Genomic DNA, 22,632 nt, shown 5'->3' with positions numbered 1-22,632 from the left:
ATGACTTTGCAGTATGGATTCCAGGTGTTTACTGCTTGAAACCAGGCAGGCCGTTGGCAGCACGCCACTGCTTCACAGTTTCTGTGATGCCTTCGGGAGTGCATAGCGCGTCATCTTCTGGCCAATAGATCAGGTCAGTACCTGCGGGATGCTCGGCCAGTTCACAAAAGGTATCCAGCATGTCGGCCAGCACAGTCTCTGGCGTGCCATTCCTGTTAGAGGTGAATATTTCTTGCAGCAGATCTATAAACTGCACTTCCGTGTAGCTAGTGATTTTATTTGACATGGGCGTTTTCCCGGTGAAGGTCTAAGTGATTTTTAGGTGTGGTAACACGTAAATTATCGACGTCATACACGGAGCCACCTTTCGACACCCATTCAACGTGATGCAGTTCGAATGTTTTCCTTTTACCGGCCGCATCGTTATACCTGGCGTGAGGCGCTCCGCCGTTTTGCATCAACGCAATATTCTGCGGTTTAAATTGCTCAACCAGTTCTGAATCATTGGCCACCTCCTCCCAAAACGCCTCCCTGAATTTGTCAAAGCTGGAAAACTCCTGCCCTCTGAGCCTGTCCGCAATCCGTGTCGGAATAGGCACTCCTATTCCTGTTCCCGCTCCCGCAAGCCATCCCCCGGACACATCCTCACCAACCCCCGTCACCGTCCCCGGCATCAATCTCGCCGGTTTCGAAAACACCACATACAACGATTTCAGCCCGGTCTCTGCCGGGAACACCAGAATACAATCCTCGGCGGTGATGTCTTCGCCGGGCAAGCCCTCTATCTGGCTGTCGGTGTTCTCGGGAATCGGATGCACGAGGATCGTGCTCAGTGGTTCGCCGTGTTCCGGATAAACCAATGGTGGCATTGACCCCAGTGGCCCGCGTTGCGGCGTCCACAAAATCGTGATGCCGTTGAGCTTGGCCTCCATCGCAGTCTTGTCGCTGTTCCACTCGACTTTCACGGTACGCACCGAGTCATCGCCCGAAGCGCCGGTGTGGATGCCGTAGACCTGCATGACCCCTTCGGCATCGCGCCGAAACTGGAAGCGCACGCGAGTGGTCGCGCGGCTCATGCTGCGTAGCTGTTCGTCGGTGTGAAGCGTGCCGTCGCCCATTCTGGTCGGGAGCATCCCGAGGATGAAAACGCTGGCCGGACCTCCCGCACCGCGGATTGCCCAATTGAGGCGTTGTTGCAGGATTGCGCCGCCGGCCATGCGCCCCAATGCCAGATCGGCGCCGATGGCCTTCGCTACGGCGTTGCTGGCAGCGGGAATGCGCATGGCGCCTGCCACCATGACTTTGCCGAAGTGAGAGGCGGGCTCAGGTGTTGTGCCTGCATCCGTCCGGCACCAGTTGCCCGGCGTGCAGGACTTGGCGAATACCAGATCGTCACGAGGCTTTGGCGATGGCCATTCGTCTGTCGGGACGTATACGGGCTCCGGCTCTCGAGGCGGATTCCAGGCAGCCCATGAGGCGCCGCCGTTCGGAAGCTTTCGGCGCCAGATATCATCGAAAGGGTCTTTGTCCAGGTCCATGACAACTCCCTGTCTGTCGTTGGATCGAGACAGGGGAGCTTGTCGGTCAATCGCGATGGCGATCAAATCGACTTGCCGGGATACCGAGGCCTGAGCGAACGGAAAATCCTCTTCGTACGTCTTTCGCACCCCGTTCCTGCGGAAACAGATCGCCCCACGGAGGGGAGTCACTTTTCTCGAGGCATAAAAAAACGGCCTACCTTTCGGTAAGCCGTTTTTAGTACTTGGTGGCTACACAGGGACTTGAACCCCGGACCCCAGCATTATGAATGCTATGCTCTAACCAACTGAGCTATGTAGCCAAGTGGCGCGCATTATTCCCCTGAAATGGAAAAGCGTCAAGCGTAAATTCAAAATATTTCTTCTTATTTTCAACCGCTTATCCTCCCGCGCCGAAAATCGGGGCGGGAGGGGCTTTCAACGCAGCTGAAATCTTCCGGTGTTGGCACTCAAGGCATGGCTGCCCTGGCTCAAGGTGTCCGCCGCGAGGTTCACGGCCCGCGCGCCTTCGAGCAGGCGAACCGCCGCCTGATCCACCTGCTGGATATTGCCGCTGACCTCATCGGCGGTGCTCGCCTGTTCTTCGACTGCCGTGGCGATCTGGGCGAGGGTGTCGGTGACGCTCTGCACGGCGCTGGCGATTTCCCCCAGGCGTTCGCCAAGTCCCGTGACCGCTTCCGCGTCCGATTGCGCCTGGCCGCACGCCGCTTCCATCAGGCTCACGGCTTCGTTGACCGTATTGCGCAGACTGTCGACTGTGCCGGCAATCTGCGCCGTGGACGATTGCGTACGTTGCGACAGGCTGCGCACCTCGTCGGCCACCACGGCAAAACCGCGACCCTGTTCACCGGCCCGAGCGGCTTCAATGGCGGCATTGAGCGCCAGCAGATTGGTCTGTTCGGCGACGCCGCGAATGGTGTCGACCACCAATTGGATTTGCTGCCCTTGCTCGCTGACCCGGCCGAGCGCTGCTGCGGTTTCGTTCAGGCGCTGATTGAGCTGTTGAATGCTCGCGGTTGTGCGCTGACTGTCACGGCTGCTGTCGGCAGCGATACGCCGGGTGTGCTGGGCACTTCCGGAGGCTTGTTCGCAACTCTGCGCCACACCTTGAGAGGTGGCCGCCAATTGTGTGGCCGCCGCAGCGATCTGGCTGATCTGCAATTGCTGCGCTTCGACTTCGCTGAGAGCGCCGCTGGAGTGATCGTTGAGGCTGCGCACCGCGTTGCTCAGTTGCGAAGTCTCGTGATCGACACCCAGCAGGCTGGTGCGCAACTGCACCACGGCCACGTTGAGTGCGGTGCTGATCGACGCCAGCTCATCACGGCCCACGACTGGCACTTGCAGGCTCAGATTACCGTCGCGCAGGGCCTCGGCCAACAGCGTGATGCCGCTGGCGCTGCGGCGGATCGAGGCTTGCAGGCAGACGAACAAGTACAGCCCCGCCAGCAACAGGAAACCGAAGACCGCCGCGACAACGATGAATTGACGAATCGCCGATCCGTGGTAGTCATCCAGCCGCTGATCCAGCGACACCAGCGATTGCTGGCGCAGCGTGGCGAGGTTGCCGAGCAGGGCATCGAGAGTGCGCTCGAATTCTTCAGGCTTGAGATTGATGCTGCCGCCGAACACGCCGTCATCCAGCACTTTCAGACCGGCATCCAGCTGTTTGAGGCTGTCGTGATACTGCCCGGCCCAGCCTTGCAGGGCTGGCGGCAGACGCGCTTCGAGCAGGCCCGCGGTTTTCACCAGCTGCTCGCGGGCATCGCCGATGCGGCTGCGCAGGTCACGCAGTTGCAGACGGCTTTGCAGGGTGAACTGGCCGGACACCACAGACGCCTGGCCTACGGCTGCCAGCCGGCCGACACGCTCGATCAGGTCAGGTGCGTGCTGGGTGGAAATCTGCGTCAGCAGGTAGGTTTCCAGCCACGGTGCGAGGATCAGGCGATTGTCCATCGCGATTTGCTCACGCAATGCTTGCAGGGCGCTAAGGGCGTTGGTGAAGCGGTCGTAACCGTCCGGCCACCAGCCGACACCGGAAAGGCTTTTCGAGTCCAGACCATTGAGCGCGGCTTGCAGGGCCTGATAGCGAGTCAGGGTTTCACCTTCCGCGCCTTCGGCTTGCAAGGCATTGCCCAGCTCCAGCGTGGCCTGGGCCACGGCAGGCTGCACGCCATCAAAGGCGGCCATGGCCGCGAGGGTGGCGGGCGTCGGCTGGCGGTTGGTTTCCGTGGCGCGCCAGCGGGCGGCGCGATCGCGCTGGGCGGCGAGCAGATTGTCGAGTGCATCGAGGGCGAGCAACTGCCGCACACCGGCACGTTCGCCGGCGATCAGGTTGAGTTTGTCGCGATAATCCTGGCCGATCATCAACAGGCTGCCGGCCAATGGCAGGATAAACAGCAGAAACAACAACTGGAATTTACGCGCGAAGCCAAACCGCCCCAGCAATCCGATCCCCGGTGATAAAAAAGCCTGCATGCCCCATGACTCCTCTGGACACCACGCACCATCGGCGTGCATCGCGGTCGTTGCGACCGGGATTGGTGCCCTGCTAAAAGGCCTCGAAAGTTCACCCTTGCCCGCTCTGTAGGCCGGCTCTGTAGCGAAACTTCCCATTCTCGATGCCCTTTGTAAGGGCGCCGCGTTCAAGCGGATAAGCAAGGCAAGATTCAGACCATGGCGTTGCGCTATCACTTTCGGCGCGACGACTGAATAGTTCGTTAGCTGGCTAAGGGGATGGCGCTGGCGCACCGAAAAATGGCACATTGACGCACCTGCCCGCGTGCACCCATCTGTTGTACGGAAATTTCCATGGCTATCAGCAACGTTCAGACCGCCGCTGCCTCGGCTTCCGCTCCTCCCCAGAGCAGTCCACTGGTGATGCGCATCATCGGCGCGGTGGCGCTGGCGCATTTGATCAATGACCTGATCCAGTCAGTGCTGCCGTCGATCTATCCGATGCTCAAGGCCAACTATGGCCTGAGTTTTACCCAGGTCGGCCTGATCACTTTGACGTTCCAATTGACCGCTTCGCTGTTGCAACCGTGGGTCGGTTATCACACCGACCGGCATCCGAAACCGTGGCTGCTGCCGGCAGGTTCCGTGTGTACGCTGATCGGCATTGTGATGATGTCGATGGTTGGCAGTTTCCCTCTTATCTTGCTGGCGGCGGCGCTGATCGGTATCGGCTCTTCGACTTTCCACCCTGAAGCTTCTCGTATCGCGCGGCTGGCGTCGGGTGGACGTTTCGGTCTGGCGCAATCGACGTTCCAGGTCGGTGGTAACGCCGGTTCGGCGTTCGGCCCGTTGCTGGCAGCGGCGATCATCATTCCTTTCGGCCAAGGCAACGTGGCCTGGTTCGGGCTGTTCGCGGTGTTTGCGCTGTTCGTGCTCTATCGCATCAGCCGCTGGTACGCCCATCACCTGAACCTGTTCAAGCTCAAGGCCGGCCAGGCCGCCACTCACGGACTGTCGAAGGGCAGGGTGGTCAGTGCGCTGGTGGTGCTCGGGCTGCTGGTGTTCTCCAAGTATTTCTACATGGCCAGCCTGACCAGTTACTTCACCTTTTACCTGATCGAGAAGTTCGACCTGTCGGTGGCCAGTTCCCAGCTGCATCTGTTCCTGTTCCTCGGCGCGGTGGCGGCGGGCACGTTCTTCGGCGGGCCGATTGGCGACAAGATCGGGCGTAAGGCAGTGATCTGGTTCTCGATCCTCGGCGTGGCGCCGTTCACGCTGCTCATGCCGCATGTCGATCTGTTCTGGACCAGCGTCCTCAGCGTGTTGATCGGTTTCATCCTGGCTTCGGCGTTCTCCGCGATCGTGGTGTACGCGCAGGAGCTGGTGCCGGGCAATGTCGGGATGATTGCCGGTGTGTTCTTCGGTTTGATGTTCGGCTTCGGCGGGATTGGCGCGGCGTTGCTCGGGCATCTCGCGGATATTCACGGCATCGAATACGTGTACTACCTGTGCTCGTTCCTGCCGCTGTTCGGGGTGCTGGCGATCTTCCTGCCGAGAACCAAAAAAGCCTGACGAGCTGAATTTCAGGCACAAAAAAGCCGCGTATCAAACGCGGCTTTTTCATGGGTGCAGCTTACACGTTAAACCGAAAGTCATGGGGTGTAGACCTCATGAAATCTAGGTTTTGGTGCGGGGCAACATGAGTCATACCCGGTTTAGCGCCCGATTTTGAGCTGCGTATGACTTTGCTTTCACGGCAGTTGTGTTTCTCTCTGTACGCGGAGGCATTGACCAAGTGTCCTGGTTCGTTTGCTAACCGGGTTTTGCTCGAAGTGACTAGCGGCGACGGGCAAAAATCAACCCATAGCAGCCAGTCGGCATAACAGTTTTCAACCAATCGCCGGAACAATGTGGCTGCTTCACCCAACCCCTTCTCGTATCATCAGCGCCTTTGCATCTGGAACGAACTGTGTGAAATCGCCAACTGGAAAAGCTCCGGCTGCCCCTGATGGGACGAAGTGGGACGTAGGCGAGGCTGTCAATCAGCTCTCGTGGGACGACTTGCGCATCATCAAGACGCTCAGTGATTGCGGCAATCGTTCGGCTACGGCCAAGAAGCTTGGCATCAATGTATCCACCGTTTCGCGCCGAGTTGCTCAAGTTGAGCGAACGCTCGGCATCGCGCTGTTCGATCACCGCAAATCAGGGTATCTGCTCACCGCCGAGGGTGCTGAATTGCGAGCACTCGCCGAGCGAGTGGAGCTGGATATCGTCAGCGTCACGCGGCGTGTTTCACGTTCAGGCCAAGGCCCCCTCGGGAAACTTCGAATTACCACCAGCGACTCGCTGCTGCTGTACTTCTTCACCCCCATAATCGCGGACTTCAAGGCCCTGAACGAGGGGATCAGCATCGAGGTGCTGGTGGGCAATGAAACCCTTAGCCTCGCCCGGGATGAATCGGATATCGCGATTCGAGCGACGAGAAAACCTGCAGAAAGCCTGGTGGGCCGTAAACTGGCGAACATTGCCTGGGCACCTTACTGCTGTGCCAAGCAGATGACTGCCTTGCCCCTTTTCGAAGAGGGCCAGGCATGGGTGTCATACTCCTCGGCGCTCTGCGGTTTGAAGGCGACAAGCTATGTCGAAAGCAGAGTCGCTGCTGAGCGCATAGCGTACCGCACCGATTCTGTTGCAGCAGCAAGCGCTGCAATCGCGGCGGGTCTGGGATTTGGATTCCTTCCCTGCATGTTGGGCGACATAACCCCAGGGTTGGTACGCGCCGGCCCGGTGGTGCCAGAGCTTCAGGATGAGTTGTGGCTGCTGACTCACCAGGACATTCGAAAATCGTGGCGAGTCAAAGCATTCATGACCTTCTGCGCCGCTGCCGTGGCCAGTCAAAAGCCCTTGGTCGAGGGGCAATTCATACTCCCGGTCACCTAGATCGAAACCGGGAGTGCAGCTCAGATGTCTCGGGCGCCAATCACGGCCTTGCACACGATCTCAATCAGCTGCGGACGCTGGGCAAGTCTCGACACCCCAATGATATTGCTCGCGCACTGAGGCCGCTCAGTGCCATAGGCCGCCTTGCGCACTTTGCCGACTACCGCGAACGCAGCGTCCATGTCCAGCACATAAAGCGTTTCCTCGACAACATCTTGCATAGTTGCGCCATACAAGGCGAGCAGCTTCGAAATGTTGTCGTAAGAAACCCGCATCTGCTCTCCCATCGAAGAGAAATCACTGGGCTTACCGTCGGCGTTCAGCGGCGCCGGGGCTACCAGATTACCTGCCTCATCATGGTCGCTCGCATCCTGTTACCTGGATTAATGGATGTGTATGAACAAGGACAAATCTACCGTGCTGGCGACACTGGCTTCGACAGGGCAGCTCAAATCCTGGCAGATAAGAACTGCCAAACAACTGATGCTGGACAGGCTGGATACCGGCATTTCAGTGACTGAACTAGCCGAAGCTTGCGCATTGTCGCGTAGTCATTTCTCACGCAGGTTCAAGAAAAGCACCCGGATGTCCCCGCAGCGATGGCTGCGTGAACAGCGGGTCATGAAGAGCAGAGAGTTATTGAAGGCCTCCACGATGTTGCTCACAGAGATCGCGCAGGAATGCGGCTTCAGCGATCAATCTCACTTCTGCCGTACATTCGTGAAGGCTGAAGGCATGACACCGAAGGCTTGGCAGCAACAAGCAATCTGCCCGATTCCGGTCGTTGCTTGAGACGGTAAGGCATCATCAACGCGCGGGCGAGCCCAAGCGGACTGAGGTGTGACCCCCTTGAAAATCAATTTGTTACAGCTACAGACGATTTTTTAAAAAAACTTGCGCGCTAAATTATTGAGCGGAAACTTATTGCGCATTGTTGGCGTGCAAACATTTAAATCGCTAACAGAATCTTCCGAAGACATTCAAAAGTGAGGAAAGCCATGAAAGCTCTCTACACCGCAGTCGCAACCGCAACCGGTGGTCGTGATGGCCGAGCCATTTCCAGCGACAAGAACCTCGACGTGAAACTGGCCACTCCGAAGGAATTGGGCGGTGCCGGTGGTGATGCCACCAACCCTGAGCAACTGTTCGCCGCTGGTTACTCGGCCTGCTTCATCGGTGCACTGAAGTTCGTCGCCAGCCAGAGCAAACGCGGCATTCCAGCCGACGCTTCGATCACTGCGTGGGTCGGCATTGGCCAGATCCCAGGCGGCTTTGGCCTGGATATCGACCTGAACATCAACCTGCCAGGCCTGGAGCACGCCGATGCACAAGCGTTGGTGGAGGCGGCCCACCAAGTGTGCCCGTACTCCAACGCAACCCGTGGCAACGTCGATGTCCGTCTGCACGTCACCGTCTAACTTCCCGCCTCGCCAGAAACAGGAGATATGAAATGAACGTCTTGACCAAAACACTCGTTGGCTCGCTCCTTGCCTTGTCGATCGGTAATGCATTCGCTGACTCTGGCGTCGAACACAACACCCAGGCATTCCTCGATGCATTGAACTCAGGCAGTGGTAAACCCATCGAGCAGCTTTCGCCGAAGGACGCCCGCGCGGTACTGACCGGCGCTCAGGCCGGGGTAAAACTGACACTGCCCAAGGCGGATGTCAGCGAGAAGACCATCACCGTCGACGGCCAGGACATCAGCTTGACCATCGTGCGTCCGGCGGGTGTGAAGGGGACCTTGCCTGTGTTCATGTACTTCCACGGCGGTGGCTGGGTGCTCGGCGACTTCCCGACCCATGAGCGCCTGGTGCGCGATCTGGTCGTCGGGTCCGGGGCGGTGGCGGTGTTCGTCAATTACCCCCCGTCCCCTGAAGCGCGCTACCCGACGGCGATCAACCAGGCCTAATCGCACTTGGGGTGAACCACCATGATGTGGCGTAGCCTCAAAGGTTCTGGCTACCTGGGTGCTGTCGAGGACAGCGCTGGTAGGGTTCTGGTTTAGCGCTCGTTCTGCTCGCGGTCAACAGCATTTTGGGGGCGACTGGCGCGCCAATCGGTAGCGCTGGAAGACCTTGGAGACTGGTGGCTTTCCATGGCCGGGTGGTCGTTCGTCGGTTTTTAATGTGAGCCCACGCGGACGGGAATGCGGAGCCTTCCCACTCGCGTGGGCTTGGCCGAAAAGGTCCCAAGAGCGAGGCTTGCAACGGCGACAGTCGCCACCTCTGTCGCCATGCTGCAGGCCAGGTATTACGTGGGTTGTCGCCGCTGTCGCCACGCTACAGGGCTATCATCTATCGAATCACCATCCTGGCAATCGGCGTTACGTTGATTTCACCACGTATCCATGCATCGAGCATATCTGCCCACTGCTGCATCATGAGCGTACGGTCCGCCAAGTACTCGGCCTGGTTGTAGGTACGCCGTACGGCGTTGGGTTCGGCGTGGGCAAGCTGACGCTCAATCCAGTCGCCCGGGTAACCCATCTCGTTGAGTCGAGTGCTACCGGTGGTTCTGGTGGCGTGTGGGCTGTACTTGCTACTCCACCCCAAGGTTTTGAGCATTTGGCGGAATGACGCCGCGACCATCGGTTTTGACCGTTCATCACGGTGAGGAAATAGGTGTTCGTATTTGCCGGTGACGCTGTGCAGACCGCGTAACATCGCCACGGCCTGAACGGGGAGGGGAACGTTGTGCTCCTTGCGCTTTTTCATCCTCTCAGCCGGTATACGCCAGCGGGCAGCATCAAGGTCGAACTCTTCCCAGCGGGCTTCAACCGCTTCATTAGGTCGGCAGAGCGTAAGCCACATGAGGCGAAACGCGATTGCGGTTTCATGGCGTCCGCAATGTCCGTCCACGTCGCGCAAGAGCTGACCAATTTCATCCACTGTCAGTGGATGCTTGTGCTGGGTTTTGTTCGCTGGCAGGGCGCGGCGTACTGGATATACCGGATCGGTATCTGCTCGCAGCGTCGAGACTGCTAGCTCAAAGATGCCAGACATGCTGCGTTTGGCCGCCGCCGCGACGGTTAGGCCATTCTTTTTTGCTGAGGTGGTGAGCACATCGAGAATATGCGCGGGGGTGATGCTCTTGATCGGCCATGGGCCGATTTTGGGGAAGACTACGCGCTCGAGCATTTCCAGGCGTTTGACCTTAGTGATTTCTTCCCAGTCTTTAAGCGCCAACCATTCTCGTGCGACGGCTTCGAAGGTGGTGGCGTTGTCCTGCTGCTGTTTGATGCGAAGAAGTTGCCGTTGTCGGGCGGGGTTGATGCCTTGCTTCACCAGGTCTCTGGCTTTGACGCGTTCTCGCGTGCTTCTGACAAGGTAAAGCGTCGACCTTTGCGCCGGGCCAAGGCGTCTTCATCACTTTCGCCGCGGGGCGGAATTGCATAGTCGCCAACAGCAAAGGTGCTTTCTTTGGCTGTATCCCCGGTGCGTATCGCGAAGCGGTAGCGCCATGCTTTGCTGCCGTTGGGTTTGACCTCAAGATACAAGCCCTTGCCATCGGTGAGCTTGTAAGGCTTGTCCTTGGGCTTTGCGGTGCGGCATTGGGTATCGGTGAGCATGGTCTGATCTCCGGTTCCCGCCATACCCGGTTTTTAAAATCGGGTTTTGGGCGTCGTACCCGGAAGACTAGCCAAACAACACTCGGATCTCAATGGATGAGGATGGTTGCGCTTAAACGCAAAACCCCCGTATCACCTGGTGATTACGGGGGGGCGAGGTCCATCAAGCTCCGTGGAATTCCACGGAGTCCGTCACACGTTGAAGCGGAAGTGCATCACGTCGCCGTCTTTGACGATGTAGTCCTTGCCTTCCAGACGCCATTTACCGGCTTCCTTGGTACCGGCTTCGCCCTTGTACTGGATGAAGTCGTTGTAGGCGATCACTTCGGCGCGGATGAAGCCTTTCTCGAAGTCGGTGTGGATCACGCCAGCGGCTTGCGGTGCGGTGGCACCGACGCGGACGGTCCAGGCGCGGACTTCTTCGACACCGGCGGTGAAGTAGGTCTGCAGGTGCAGCATTTCGTAGCCAGCGCGGATCACGCGGTTCAGGCCAGGCTCTTCCAGACCCAGGGCCTCGAGGAACATGTCTTTCTCTTCACCGTCGTCCAGCTCGGCGATTTCCGCTTCGATCTTGTTGCAGACCGGAACAACCATGGCGCCTTCTTCTTCGGCGATGGCCTTGACCACGTCCAGGTGCGGGTTGTTCTCGAAACCGTCTTCAGCGACGTTGGCGATGTACATGACCGGTTTGGTGGTCAGCAGGTGGAAGCCCTTGATGATCGCCTTTTCGTCGGCGCTCATGTTTTTCATCAGGCTGCGTGCAGGCTTGCCTTCAGTGAAGTGCGGGATCAGTTGCTCGAGCAGGGCCTTCTGGGCCACCGCGTCCTTGTCACCGCCCTTGGCGTTGCGCGCGACTTTCAGCAGTTGTTTCTCGCAGCTGTCGAGGTCAGCGAAGATCAGTTCCAGGTCGATGATTTCGATGTCGCGCTTCGGATCGACGCTGTTGGAAACGTGGATCACGTTCTCGTCTTCGAAGCAGCGCACGACGTGAGCGATGGCGTCGGTTTCGCGGATGTTGGCCAGGAACTTGTTGCCCAGGCCTTCACCTTTCGAGGCGCCGGCAACCAGGCCTGCGATGTCGACGAATTCCATGGTGGTCGGCAGGATGCGCTTCGGATTGACGATGGCCGCCAGAGCGTCCAGACGCGGATCCGGCATCGGCACGATGCCGCTGTTCGGCTCGATGGTGCAGAAGGGGAAGTTCTCGGCCGCGATCCCGGATTTGGTCAGGGCGTTGAACAGGGTGGACTTGCCGACGTTAGGCAGGCCGACGATGCCGCAATTGAATCCCATGGTGTTTCCCCTTGGATTGGAGTCAGGCCTTCTGGCTGTGCAGGTTTTTCATCGCGCGGTTCCATTCACCGGCGAGGATATCCGGCAGCACGCCGAGGGCAAAGTCGATGCTGGCATCGAGTTTTTCCTGTTCGGCGCGTGGCGCACGACCCAGGACGAAATTTGAAACCATACTGGCGACGCCCGGGTGGCCGATGCCAAGCCGCAGGCGGTGGAACGTATTCTGATTGCCCAATTGCGCAATGATGTCGCGCAACCCGTTGTGACCGCCATGGCCGCCGCCGACTTTGAGTTTGGCGACGCCCGGAGGCAGATCGAGTTCGTCGTGCGCCACCAGGATTTCTTCGGGCTTGATGCGGAAGAAACCGGCGAGTGCCGCCACGGCCTGGCCGCTGCGGTTCATGTAGGTGGTGGGAATCAGCAGACGAACATCCTGACCCTGATGCGAAAAACGCCCGGTCAGGCCGAAATACTTGCGATCGGCCACGAGATTCACGTTCTGTGCGTGGGCGATGCGCTCAACAAAAAGGGCCCCTGCGTTATGCCGGGTCTGTTCGTATTCAGCGCCTGGATTTCCCAGGCCAACGATCAGTTTGATGGCAGTCACGATAGGGGCCCTTCCTTTGAGTGGTGGATAACATCGCCGCGATCAGGGAAGGCGGCGAAAGTGGACGAAAAATGCTCATTTACCATGGATGTAAACTCCGCGTTCCCGCCCGCTTTCTCGCTACGTTCCAGTCCGCGATGTTACCTGCTCACTCAGGCATGACAGAGTGAATTACTCTGCTGCGCCTTCTTCGGTAGCTTCTGGAGCAACACGTGGAGCGTGGACGTTGGCAACAGCCTTGTCATCGCCGTGTGCCAGAGCAACGAACTCGACACCTTTAGGAGCTTTGAGGTCCGACAGGTGAACGATGGTGCCGATTTCAGCGTTAGCCAGGTCGACTTCGATGAACTCAGGCAGGTCTTTGGCTTCGCAGGAAACTTCGATTTCAGCAACAACGTGCGAGATCTCGCCGCCTTTCTTCACTGGAGCAGCTTCGTTGATGAAGTGCACAGGAACGATAGCGGTCAGTTTCTTGCCGGCAACAACGCGGACGAAGTCAGCGTGCATCACGTGGCCTTTGGCCGGGTGACGTTGCAGAGCCTTGATGATCACGTTTTGCTTGGTGCCACCAACGTTCAGTTCGATAACGTGGCTGTAGGCAGCTTCGTTTTCGAGCAGTTTGGCAACTTCTTTGGCCAGCATGCTGATGGATTCAGGGGCTTTGTCGCCACCGTAAACAACAGCTGGAACCAGGGCGGCGAGACGACGCAGGCGGCGGCTCGCACCTTTCCCCAGGTCGGAACGCGCTTCAGCATTCAGAGTAAAATCGTTCATTTTGTATCTCCAAAATAGCCATGACCGAGTGGCGTTTGCGACCAGCGCCGAACACGGTATGGGCAAAAAAGCCCCGCCCCGGCAGGAATGCCGGGGCGGGGCGCTTTTCGTCAACGAGACATTTCGAGAAGGGCAGGGCCCTTAACGGAACATCGCGCTGATCGATTCTTCATTGCTGATGCGGCGAACCGCTTCGGCAACAACCGGTGCGATATCCAGTTGACGGATACGTGCACAGGCTTGTGCTGCAGCGGACAGCGGGATGGTGTTAGTGACCACCAGCTCGTCCAGCACGGAATTTTCGATATTCTCGATGGCCCGACCCGACAGCACAGGGTGTGTGCAGTAGGCAAAGACCTTGGCTGCGCCATGCTCTTTCAGGGCCTTGGCCGCGTGGCACAGAGTGCCGGCGGTATCGACCATGTCATCGACCAGGATGCAGGTACGCCCTTCGACATCACCGATGATATGCATCACTTCAGAGTGATTGGCTTTCTCACGGCGTTTGTCGATGATCCCGAGATCCACGCCCAGGGATTTGGCAACGGCACGTGCACGCACGACGCCACCAATGTCCGGGGACACGATCATCAGGTTCTCGAAGCGCTGATCTTCGATGTCATCCACCAGAACCGGGGAGCCGTAGATGTTATCTACCGGAATATCGAAGAAACCCTGAATCTGGTCAGCATGCAGATCAACCGTGAGAACACGGTCGATGCCGACTACGGTGAGCATGTCAGCAACGACTTTCGCGCTGATAGCCACACGTGCGGAACGCGGACGGCGATCCTGACGGGCATAACCAAAATAAGGAATAACAGCAGTGATACGAGTAGCCGAGGAGCGGCGGAAGGCATCAGCCATCACTACCAGTTCCATCAGGTTATCGTTGGTCGGAGCGCAAGTCGGCTGAATAATGAAGACGTCTTTACCGCGAACGTTTTCATTGATCTCGGCTGTAATTTCGCCGTCGGAGAATTTACCGACAGAGATGTCACCGAGAGGGATATGCAGCTGACGTACGACACGCCGAGCCAGATCGGGGTTAGCGTTCCCCGTAAAGACCATCATCTTGGACACGCGCAGTACCTGAAGGCTGAGGGTATACCTGGATGAGTATAGGAAAATGGCAGGGGCGGCTGGATTCGAACCAACGCATGGCAGGATCAAAACCTGCTGCCTTACCGCTTGGCGACGCCCCTGTATCTGTTGCTTGCAAGTGCCGAGCACTTGATTCCTTTAGAGCAGACTTTGCAGCTTGCGATGCAACATCGAAACGTTGCTTCCTTTCGCTACAAACCCTGTAAGGGTCTCTGTCAGAAGGGCCGAGACTTTATCAGCTTCAGCTTTGCTTGGGAAGCCCCCAAACACACAACTTCCAGTTCCGGTGAGTTTTGCTTCGGTAAAATTACCTAACAAATTCAATGCGTTATGTACTTCTGGATAACGCCTCGATACCACCGGCAAGCAGTCATTTCGACTGTTTCCCTCGGGAACGGGGCGCACTTTAATGGGCGGCGTGTTACGTGTCAACAATGGATCTGAAAAAATTTCTGCCGTACTAACAGAGACTTGCGGAACGAGCACGACATACCACGGTTCGGCGGGCTCGACCGGGGTCAGTTTCTCGCCGACACCTTCGGCGAAAGCCGCATGGCCACGCACGAACACCGGCACATCGGCGCCCAGCGTCAGGCCCAGTGCCGCCAGGCGATCTTCATCCCAGCCCAGTTGCCACAAATGATTGAGGCCGAGCAAGGTAGTGGCCGCGTTCGAGCTGCCGCCACCGATGCCGCCGCCCATCGGCAGGATCTTGTCGATCCAGATATCGATGCCGAGCGAGCAGCCGGATTGTTCCTGCAGTTTTTTCGCTGCACGCACGATCAGGTTGCTGTCGTGGGGCACGCCGTCGAATTCGGTGTGCAGGCGGATCACGCCATCTTCACGTACGGCGAAGGTGATTTCGTCGCCGTAGTCGAGGAACTGAAAAAGCGTCTGCAACTCGTGATAACCGTCTTCACGGCGACCGAGAATGTGCAACATCAGGTTGAGTTTGGCTGGCGAGGGCAGCGTCAGGCGTGGAGCGCTCATGCGTTATTGCCCCAACTTGCGCGGTTGCCAGGTCTTGATGACCAGCGTCACGTCCAGATCGGTGCCATGCAGCTTGATCCGCTCGGGCAGCCAGTAACCGTTCTGCTCGGCGTAGCTGAGGTATTCGACCTGCCAGCCATCCTGATCCAGATTGGCCAGACGGCTGTTGCCGTCCAGGGTCAGACGGCTTTTGCTGTCCGGTGCCGGGAGGCCACGAACCCACCAGGCCAGATGCGAGACCGGCAGTTTCCAGCCCAGTTGTTCTTCGACCAGCGCTTCCGGGGTCGGCGCTTCATAGCGACCCTGATTTGCCACTTCCAGCGACACCGCGCCCGGACGGCCGGTCAGTCGCGCCGCGCCACGACCCAGCGGGCCGGACAGACGGATGTCGTAGTAATCCTGACGTTGCAGCCAGAACAGCGTGCCGCTGCCCGAGTCTTTCGGGGCACGGATGCCGATCTTGCCGTCGATCTGCCAGCCGTCGAGGCCGGTCAGGTGTTGTTTGTTCGCGGTCCACTGTGCCGGATTGCCGTGGCCCTCGACCGATTCACGGGCGCCGAAGCCCGCGCAACCGGCGAGCAGGGCGATGAAGCTGAAAACTATGACGTGGCGCAAAAACATGAGTTAAAGAGTCTCGGATCCGGTCAGGCGCTTGATGGTGCTGCGCAGGATGGTGCTGTCAGGCTGGTCCTTGAGGAACTTGCCCCAGATTTGTTTCGCTTCGCGTTGCTTGCCCTTGGTCCACAGCACTTCGCCCAGGTGAGCGGCGACTTCGTGATCGGGGAAGCGCTCGAGGGCCTGACGCAGGTATTTCTCGGCGTCCTCCAGATTGCCCATGCGGAAGTTCACCCAGCCGAGGCTGTCGAGCACCGCCGGGTCTTCCGGGTTGATCTGGTGCGCCTGCTCGATAAGCGCCTTGGCTTCAGCGTAGCGGGTGGTGCGGTCGGACAGGGTGTAGCCGAGGGCGTTGAGGGCCATGGCGTTGTCCGGATCGCGCTTGATGATCAGGCGCAGGTCTTTTTCCATCTGCGCCAGATCATTGCGCTTTTCCGCCTGCATCGCGCGGGTGTAAAGCAGATTCAGATCGTCCGGGTACTGCTGCAACGCTTGTTGCAGGACTTTCCAGGCCTTGTCGCCCTGATTGTTGGCGGACAGGGTTTCGGCTTCGATCAGGTACAACTGGATCGCGTAATCCGGTTGTTCGTCACGCTCGGCGGCCAGTTTGCTCTGGGCTTCGGCGGTCTTGCCGTTGTTCATCAGAATATCGGCCTGACGCAGTTGCGCCGGCAGATAGTCGTTGCCGGGGCCGACCTGGGCGTACTCGATAAGCGCGCCTTGCGGGTCGTTGCGTTCTTCGGCGATGCGGCCCAGGTTCAGGTGCGCCGAGTCGACATGGCTTTCCCGGGCGATGAGGTCTTCCAGATAACCCTTGGCCTCGTCCCAGGCCTTGGCTTCCAGGCAGACCAGTGCCAGCGAGTAACGCAGTTCGTCGTCTTCCGGATATTGCTGAACCAGGGTGGAGAACTCGACCTTGGCGTCGTCCATCCGGTCCTGTTCTACCAGCATCCGCGCGTAGGTCAGGCGCAGGCGCTTGTCGTCCGGGTATTTCTTGATGCTTTTCTGCAGCAGCGGCAGCGCTTCGTCGCCACGGTTCAGCCCTTGCAGCAGGCGTGCGCGCAGCAGGATCGGGGCGATTTCGCCGTCCTCCGGCGGATTGTCTTCGAGCAGGGTCAACGCACCTTGGGTGTCGCCGTCCTGCTGCATCAGCAGGGCCTTGCCGAAAATCAGCTGATTGTTGTTCGGGTGACGCTGCAACAGGCGGTCGAAGCTTTTCATCAGGCCGTTGCGGGTTTCCTGATCGGTGTCGGCGGCCGACAGCGCGAGGAAGTCGAAATGGGTGTCGCCCTTGCCCTGCAGGACTTTCTCCATGTAGACCATCGAGTCGTCATAGCGCCCGGCGCGAGCCAGTTGCACGGCGGCGGCGCGTTGCGCTTCGAGGTCGTCCGGGGCGTTTTTCGCCCAGATCAGCGCGGTGTCGAGGGCCGGCTGGTCGGCACCCAGGTACTCGGCGATGCGGAAAGCACGCTCGGAGACGCCTGGATCCTGGGTGTTGATGGCCTGGGTCACGTAGTTGTCCAGGGCAATGTCGAAACGATTGCGCTGGCCAGCGAGCTCGGCGCTCAGCAGGCTGAACACCGTTTCCTGGCTGAACGAGCTGTAAACCTTGGGTTTTTCAGGGGCCGGCGTGGTGTCTTCGACCGGTGAGGCACCGTCCTGCGAAACGGGGGCCAAGGCCTGGCAGCCGCTGAGGAAGACAAAAGCGAGGAGCAACGCGGAAGATCTATTCATATAGGAAGAGGACGACTAACCTGCGGTCGGATCATCATGACACAAGCCTTCGGCCAAACATAACCGAGTCTCGATTGTGGCCATTATAGGGGCCGACAATTGGCACAATAGTCAGCGGTAGTTGTTCTGAATCTGACGAAGTAGGACAATTGCCGGCTTCACGTCACCATCAGCGACCTTGAATGGCCTTCCTTGCACTCGGTATCAACCACAAGACTGCTTCAGTAGACGTCCGCGAGCGCGTGGCCTTTACCCCTGAGCAGCTGGTGGAGGCCTTGCAGCAGCTCTGCCGACTCACCGACAGTCGCGAAGCTGCGATCCTCTCCACCTGCAATCGCAGTGAGCTGTATATAGAACAGGATCAGCTTTCGGCCGATATCGTGCTGCGCTGGCTGGCCGACTATCACCATTTAAGCCTCGATGAGCTGCGCGCGAGTGCTTATGTGCATGAAGATGATGCGGCAGTTCGTCACATGATGCGCGTCGCCTCCGGGCTCGACTCGTTGGTGCTGGGCGAACCGCAGATTCTCGGCCAGATGAAATCGGCCTACGCCGTGGCCCGCGAGGCCGGCACCATCGGTCCGCTGCTCGGGCGACTGTTCCAGGCGACCTTCAATGCCGCCAAGCAAGTGCGCACCGACACCGCCATCGGCGAAAACCCGGTGTCCGTGGCGTTTGCCGCCGTCAGCCTGGCCAAACAGATTTTCAGCGACCTGCAACGCAGCCAGGCCCTGCTGATCGGCGCCGGCGAGACCATCACTCTGGTCGCCCGCCATCTGCATGAGCTGGGCGTCAAACGCATCGTGGTTGCCAACCGGACACTGGAGCGCGCCAGCCTGCTGGCCGAACAGTTCGGTGCCCACGCGGTGTTGCTCTCGGACATCCCCGCCGAACTGGTACGCAGCGACATCGTCATCAGTTCTACCGCCAGTCAGTTGCCGATCCTCGGTAAAGGTGCGGTGGAAAGCGCGCTGAAGCTGCGCAAGCACAAACCGATCTTCATGGTCGACATCGCCGTTCCCCGTGACATCGAGCCAGAAGTCGGCGAACTCGACGACGTTTACCTCTATAGCGTCGATGATCTGCACGAAGTGGTCGCCGAAAACCTCAAGAGCCGTCAGGGCGCAGCGCAGGCGGCCGAAGAGATGGTTTCGGTCGGCGCCGACGATTTCATGGTGCGCCTGCGCGAGCTGGCGGCGGTCGACGTGCTCAAGGCCTATCGTCAGCAGAGCGAACGCCTGCGCGACGAAGAACTGCAAAAGGCCCTGCGCCTGCTGGCCAACGGCGGCAACGCCGAAGACGTGCTCGGGCAACTGGCCCGTGGCCTGACCAACAAACTGCTGCACGCCCCGAGCGTGCAGTTGAAAAAGCTTTCTGCCGAAGGCCGCCTCGATGCGCTGGCCATGGCTCAGGAACTCTTTGCCCTCGAGGGCTCACCGGATAGCTTTTCGGATAAAAAACCGCAATGAAAGCGTCACTGCTCAATAAGCTGGACATTCTCCAGGACCGTTTCGAGGAACTGACCGCGCTGCTCGGCGACGGCGAAGTCATTTCCGACCAGACCAAATTCCGCGCCTATTCCAAGGAATACGCCGAACTTGAGCCGGTGGTACAAGGCTATAAAAAGCTGCTCGGTGTACAAAGCGATCTTGAAGGCGCGCAGGCGCTGCTCAAGGACAGCGACCCGGACATGCGTGAAATGGCCGTGGAAGAAGTCCGCGAAGCCAAGGAGTTGCTGATCACGCTGGAGTCCGACCTGCAACGCATGTTGCTGCCCAAGGATCCCAACGACGGGCGCAACGTCTTTCTCGAAATCCGCGCCGGCACCGGTGGCGACGAGGCGGCGATCTTCTCCGGCGACCTGTTCCGCATGTATTCGCGTTACGCCGAACGCCGTGGCTGGCGTGTGGAAATCCTTTCGGAAAACGAAGGCGAACACGGTGGCTATAAAGAAGTCATCGCCCGTATCGAGGGCGACAACGTTTACGGCAAACTGAAATTCGAATCCGGCGCGCACCGCGTACAGCGTGTACCCGCCACCGAGTCCCAGGGCCGTATCCACACCTCGGCCTGCACCGTGGCGGTATTGCCCGAGCCGGACGAGCGTGAAGCCATCGAGATCAACCCGGCGGATTTGCGCGTCGACACTTACCGTTCCTCCGGGGCCGGTGGTCAGCACGTCAACACCACCGATTCGGCGATCCGCATCACCCACATACCGACCGGCACCGTGGTCGAGTGCCAGGAAGAACGTTCCCAGCACAAGAACCGTGCCCGGGCGATGGCCTGGCTGTCGGCCAAGCTCAACGACCAGCAGACCGCAGCGGCGGCCAACGCCATCGCCAGCGAACGTAAATTGCTGGTGGGTTCCGGTGACCGCTCCGAGCGCATCCGCACCTACAACTTTGCCCAGGGCCGTGTCACCGACCATCGCGTCAACCTGACCCTGTATTCCCTCGACGAAATCCTCGCCGGTGGCGTCGAAGCGGTGATCGAGCCGTTGCTGGCCGAATACCAGGCCGACCAACTCGCAGCGATAGGTGAGTAAATGACCATCATCGCCAGCCTGTTGCGCGCCGCCGAACTGCCGGACTCGCCCACCGCGCGTCTGGATGCCGAATTGCTTCTGGCCGCCGCACTGGGCAAGTCGCGCAGTTTTCTCCACACCTGGCCCGAGCGCATCGTGCCCAGCGAAGCCGCACTGGTCTTCGCCGAGTACCTGCAGCGTCGTCGCAGCGGCGAGCCGGTCGCCTACATTCTGGGTCAGCAGGGTTTCTGGAAGCTGGATCTGGAAGTCGCGCCGCACACGCTGATCCCGCGCCCGGACACCGAACTGCTGGTGGAAGCCGCACTGGAATTGCTGCCGGCGACCCCGGCCAAGGTTCTCGACCTCGGCACCGGCAGCGGGGCGATTGCCCTGGCTCTGGCCAGCGAGCGTCCGGCGTGGAAAGTCACCGCCGTGGATCGTGTGCTGGAAGCCGTGGCCCTGGCCGAACGTAATCGCCAGCGCCTGCACTTGGACAACGCCACGGTGCTCAGCAGTTACTGGTTCAGCGCCCTCGAAGGCAAGCGTTTCGAGCTGATCATCAGCAACCCGCCGTACATTCGCGCCGCCGATCCGCATCTTGTGGAAGGCGATGTGCGCTTCGAGCCGCAAAGCGCATTGGTGGCCGGCATCGACGGGCTCGACGATCTGCGTCTGATCATCGCCCAGGCGCCGGCCCATCTGGAGACCGGTGGCTGGCTGATGCTCGAACACGGCTATGATCAAGCCGAAGCCGTGCGCGATCTGCTGCTGACCCAAGGTTTCGAAGAAGTCCACAGCCGCACCGATCTGGGCGGCCATCAACGGATCAGTCTGGGGCGCCTGCCGTGCTGAATGATCAGGAATTGTTGCGCTACAGTCGGCAGATCCTGCTGCAACACATCGACATCGACGGCCAGCTGAAGCTCAAGGACAGCCGTGTTTTGATCGTCGGCCTCGGCGGTCTCGGCGCGCCGGTTGCCTTGTATCTGGCAGCGGCGGGGGTCGGTGAATTGCACCTGGCGGATTTCGACACGGTCGACCTGACCAACCTGCAACGCCAGATCATCCACGACACCGACAGCGTCGGCATGACCAAAGTCGACTCGGCGCTCAAGCGCCTCAGCGCGATCAACCCTGAAATAAAGCTGGTCCCTCATCGTCAGGCACTGGACGAGGATTCCCTCGCCGCCGCCGTGGCAGCGGTGGAACTTGTGCTCGACTGCTCGGACAATTTCTCCACCCGCGAAGCGGTCAACGCCGCGTGCGTGGTGGCGCGCAAGCCCTTGGTCAGCGGCGCCGCGATCCGCCTCGAAGGGCAACTCTCGGTGTTCGACCCGCGTCGTGCCGAGAGCCCGTGCTACCACTGCCTGTACGGTCACGGCAGCGAAGCCGAGCTGACTTGCAGCGAGGCCGGCGTGGTCGGGCCGCTGGTCGGTCTGGTCGGCAGCCTGCAAGCGCTGGAAGCCTTGAAGCTGCTGGCGGATTTTGGCGAGCCACTGGTGGGGCGGCTGTTGTTGATCGATGCACTGGGCTCGCGATTCCGTGAGCTGCGGGTCAAGCGCGACCCGGGTTGCAGCGTCTGTGGATCGCACCATGCGTGAAGCGCCGATTGCCGTCTTCGATTCCGGCGTCGGCGGTCTGTCGGTGCTGGCGGAAATCCAGCAACTGCTACCGAATGAATCGCTGCTGTACCTCGGCGATTGCGGCCATATTCCTTATGGCGAGAAAACCCCGGAATTCATCCGCCAGCGTTGCAGCGTAATGGCCGGTTTTTTCCGCGAGCAGGGCGCCAAGGCGCTGGTGATTGCTTGCAACACGGCGACTGTGGCCGGCGTCGCCGATCTGCGACGTGATTTCCCGGACTGGCCGATTGTCGGTATGGAACCAGCCGTCAAGCCGGCCGCCGCTGCCACCCGCAGTGGTGTAGTCGGCGTTCTGGCCACTACCGGTACTTTGCAGAGCGCCAAGTTCGCCGCTTTGCTCGATCGCTTCGCCACGGATGTGCGAGTGATTACTCAACCGTGTCCCGGGCTGGTCGAACTCATCGAAAGCGGTGATCTGCAGAGCGCAGAGTTGCGTCGGCTGCTTCAGCATTACGTCGAACCTTTGTTGGGGGCCGGTTGCGACACGATCATTCTCGGCTGCACCCATTACCCGTTTCTCAAGTCGATGCTCAAGACGATGCTCCCTGACGACATCAGTCTGATCGACACCGGCGCCGCCGTGGCGCGGCAACTTCAGCGCCTTCTGGCCGAGCGGAATCTGTTGGCTGACGGCCCGAATCGTCCCGTGCAATTCTGGACCAGTGCCGATCCGCGATCGTTGAAAAACATCCTGCCGATGCTGGGACAGACACCTGGCGATGTGCAAAGCTTCAGTTTGTAAAAAAACTGTGAAATAACCGAAAAATAAGCTGAACTTCTTTTTAAGCGCAGATTTCTATAGCGTCAGGCAACAAGAAAACCAAACGTTCGTTCCGGAAAAG

Annotated in this window: 19 protein-coding genes, 2 tRNA genes and 3 pseudogenes; 10 read left to right on the top strand and 14 right to left on the bottom strand. The window is 59.4% G+C overall.

The features are described 5' to 3' along the window. Positions 1–28 precede the first annotated feature (28 nt). The 4 genes from KJY40_RS25565 to KJY40_RS25550 all read right to left on the bottom strand — a co-directional run bounded on the left by KJY40_RS25565 (position 29) and on the right by KJY40_RS25550 (position 4,013). Positions 29–286, bottom strand: a complete 258-nt coding sequence (locus KJY40_RS25565) for a bacteriocin immunity protein (RefSeq protein ID WP_230733506.1) — start codon at positions 284–286, stop codon at positions 29–31. Next, the gene (locus tag KJY40_RS25560) at positions 276–1,538 is read right to left on the bottom strand and encodes an S-type pyocin domain-containing protein (protein ID WP_230733504.1); all 1,263 of its coding nucleotides are present in this window, start codon (positions 1,536–1,538) and stop codon (positions 276–278) included. The genes KJY40_RS25565 and KJY40_RS25560 overlap by 11 nt, the downstream gene beginning before the upstream one ends. Positions 1,539–1,763: 225 nt before the next feature. Next, positions 1,764–1,840, bottom strand: a tRNA-Met gene (locus tag KJY40_RS25555). Positions 1,841–1,955: 115 nt separating this feature from the next. Next, the gene (locus KJY40_RS25550) at positions 1,956–4,013 is read right to left on the bottom strand and encodes a methyl-accepting chemotaxis protein (protein ID WP_230733502.1); all 2,058 of its coding nucleotides are present in this window, start codon (positions 4,011–4,013) and stop codon (positions 1,956–1,958) included. 333 nt (positions 4,014–4,346) lie between these two features. Between KJY40_RS25550 and KJY40_RS25545 the strand changes: the two genes are divergently transcribed. Both KJY40_RS25545 and KJY40_RS25540 read left to right on the top strand, forming a co-directional pair. After that, entirely contained in the window at positions 4,347–5,564 is a 1,218-nt protein-coding gene (locus KJY40_RS25545) for an MFS transporter (protein ID WP_230733500.1), read from the top strand. 399 nt (positions 5,565–5,963) lie between these two features. Further along, entirely contained in the window at positions 5,964–6,932 is a 969-nt protein-coding gene (locus KJY40_RS25540; RefSeq protein WP_230733498.1) for a LysR family transcriptional regulator, read from the top strand. 20 nt (positions 6,933–6,952) lie between these two features. Here KJY40_RS25540 and KJY40_RS25535 read toward each other — a convergent pair. Beyond that, positions 6,953–7,294: pseudogene (locus KJY40_RS25535) on the bottom strand (RidA family protein); the annotation flags it as partial. 34 nt (positions 7,295–7,328) lie between these two features. Here KJY40_RS25535 and KJY40_RS25530 point away from each other — a divergent pair. The 3 genes and pseudogenes from KJY40_RS25530 to KJY40_RS25520 form a co-directional block, all read left to right on the top strand. Then, positions 7,329–7,724: a helix-turn-helix domain-containing protein gene (locus tag KJY40_RS25530; RefSeq protein ID WP_230733496.1), complete on the top strand. Its 396-nt coding sequence runs from the start codon at positions 7,329–7,331 to the stop codon at positions 7,722–7,724. Between the two features lie 206 nt (positions 7,725–7,930). Further along, positions 7,931–8,350, top strand: coding sequence for an organic hydroperoxide resistance protein (locus KJY40_RS25525; RefSeq protein WP_230733494.1), 420 nt, complete (start codon positions 7,931–7,933; stop codon positions 8,348–8,350). 32 nt (positions 8,351–8,382) lie between these two features. Then, positions 8,383–8,841: pseudogene (locus KJY40_RS25520) on the top strand (alpha/beta hydrolase); the annotation flags it as partial. A gap of 388 nt (positions 8,842–9,229) precedes the next feature. Here the strand turns inward: KJY40_RS25520 and KJY40_RS25515 are convergent. From KJY40_RS25515 to KJY40_RS25475, 9 genes and pseudogenes are all read right to left on the bottom strand, one after another. Beyond that, positions 9,230–10,503: pseudogene (locus KJY40_RS25515) on the bottom strand (tyrosine-type recombinase/integrase). Positions 10,504–10,695: 192 nt separating this feature from the next. Then, positions 10,696–11,796: a redox-regulated ATPase YchF gene (gene ychF, locus KJY40_RS25510; RefSeq protein WP_230733492.1), complete on the bottom strand. Its 1,101-nt coding sequence runs from the start codon at positions 11,794–11,796 to the stop codon at positions 10,696–10,698. Positions 11,797–11,818: 22 nt separating this feature from the next. Next, complete coding sequence (gene pth, locus KJY40_RS25505) at positions 11,819–12,403, bottom strand: aminoacyl-tRNA hydrolase (protein WP_007951726.1); 585 nt, start codon at positions 12,401–12,403, stop codon at positions 11,819–11,821. A 171-nt stretch (positions 12,404–12,574) separates the two neighbouring features. Next, positions 12,575–13,177 (bottom strand): 50S ribosomal protein L25/general stress protein Ctc, encoded by a 603-nt coding sequence (locus KJY40_RS25500; RefSeq protein WP_230733491.1) that lies wholly within the window; start codon positions 13,175–13,177, stop codon positions 12,575–12,577. A 141-nt stretch (positions 13,178–13,318) separates the two neighbouring features. After that, the gene (locus KJY40_RS25495) at positions 13,319–14,260 is read right to left on the bottom strand and encodes a ribose-phosphate pyrophosphokinase (RefSeq protein WP_003171603.1); all 942 of its coding nucleotides are present in this window, start codon (positions 14,258–14,260) and stop codon (positions 13,319–13,321) included. A 47-nt stretch (positions 14,261–14,307) separates the two neighbouring features. Continuing rightward, positions 14,308–14,382, bottom strand: a tRNA-Gln gene (locus KJY40_RS25490). Positions 14,383–14,419: 37 nt separating this feature from the next. Further along, positions 14,420–15,271, bottom strand: a complete 852-nt coding sequence (gene ispE / locus KJY40_RS25485; protein WP_230733490.1) for a 4-(cytidine 5'-diphospho)-2-C-methyl-D-erythritol kinase — start codon at positions 15,269–15,271, stop codon at positions 14,420–14,422. Positions 15,272–15,274: 3 nt separating this feature from the next. After that, positions 15,275–15,892: a lipoprotein insertase outer membrane protein LolB gene (gene lolB / locus KJY40_RS25480; protein ID WP_230733489.1), complete on the bottom strand. Its 618-nt coding sequence runs from the start codon at positions 15,890–15,892 to the stop codon at positions 15,275–15,277. Between the two features lie 3 nt (positions 15,893–15,895). Continuing rightward, complete coding sequence (locus KJY40_RS25475; protein ID WP_230733488.1) at positions 15,896–17,620, bottom strand: tetratricopeptide repeat protein; 1,725 nt, start codon at positions 17,618–17,620, stop codon at positions 15,896–15,898. A gap of 182 nt (positions 17,621–17,802) precedes the next feature. On the opposite strand from KJY40_RS25475, the gene hemA reads away from it, so the two are divergent. From hemA to murI, 5 genes are read left to right on the top strand one after another with little or no spacing between them, the layout of a single operon-like run. Continuing rightward, positions 17,803–19,089 (top strand): glutamyl-tRNA reductase, encoded by a 1,287-nt coding sequence (gene hemA, locus KJY40_RS25470; RefSeq protein ID WP_007951716.1) that lies wholly within the window; start codon positions 17,803–17,805, stop codon positions 19,087–19,089. Then, the gene (prfA, locus tag KJY40_RS25465) at positions 19,086–20,168 is read left to right on the top strand and encodes a peptide chain release factor 1 (RefSeq protein ID WP_221616186.1); all 1,083 of its coding nucleotides are present in this window, start codon (positions 19,086–19,088) and stop codon (positions 20,166–20,168) included. Before hemA ends, prfA begins: the two co-directional genes overlap by 4 nt. Then, the gene (gene prmC / locus KJY40_RS25460; protein ID WP_230733487.1) at positions 20,169–20,999 is read left to right on the top strand and encodes a peptide chain release factor N(5)-glutamine methyltransferase; all 831 of its coding nucleotides are present in this window, start codon (positions 20,169–20,171) and stop codon (positions 20,997–20,999) included. Further along, positions 20,993–21,748, top strand: coding sequence for a molybdopterin-synthase adenylyltransferase MoeB (locus KJY40_RS25455; protein WP_230733486.1), 756 nt, complete (start codon positions 20,993–20,995; stop codon positions 21,746–21,748). The genes prmC and KJY40_RS25455 overlap by 7 nt, the downstream gene beginning before the upstream one ends. Beyond that, complete coding sequence (murI, locus tag KJY40_RS25450; protein ID WP_230733485.1) at positions 21,741–22,532, top strand: glutamate racemase; 792 nt, start codon at positions 21,741–21,743, stop codon at positions 22,530–22,532. The genes KJY40_RS25455 and murI overlap by 8 nt, the downstream gene beginning before the upstream one ends. Positions 22,533–22,632 lie beyond the last annotated feature (100 nt).

The organism is Pseudomonas fitomaticsae, assembly GCF_021018765.1.
Lineage (GTDB): Bacteria > Pseudomonadota > Gammaproteobacteria > Pseudomonadales > Pseudomonadaceae > Aquipseudomonas > Aquipseudomonas fitomaticsae.
The sequence above is the reverse complement of the archived record's forward strand: the minus strand, read 5'-3'. Positions and strand labels throughout refer to the sequence as shown.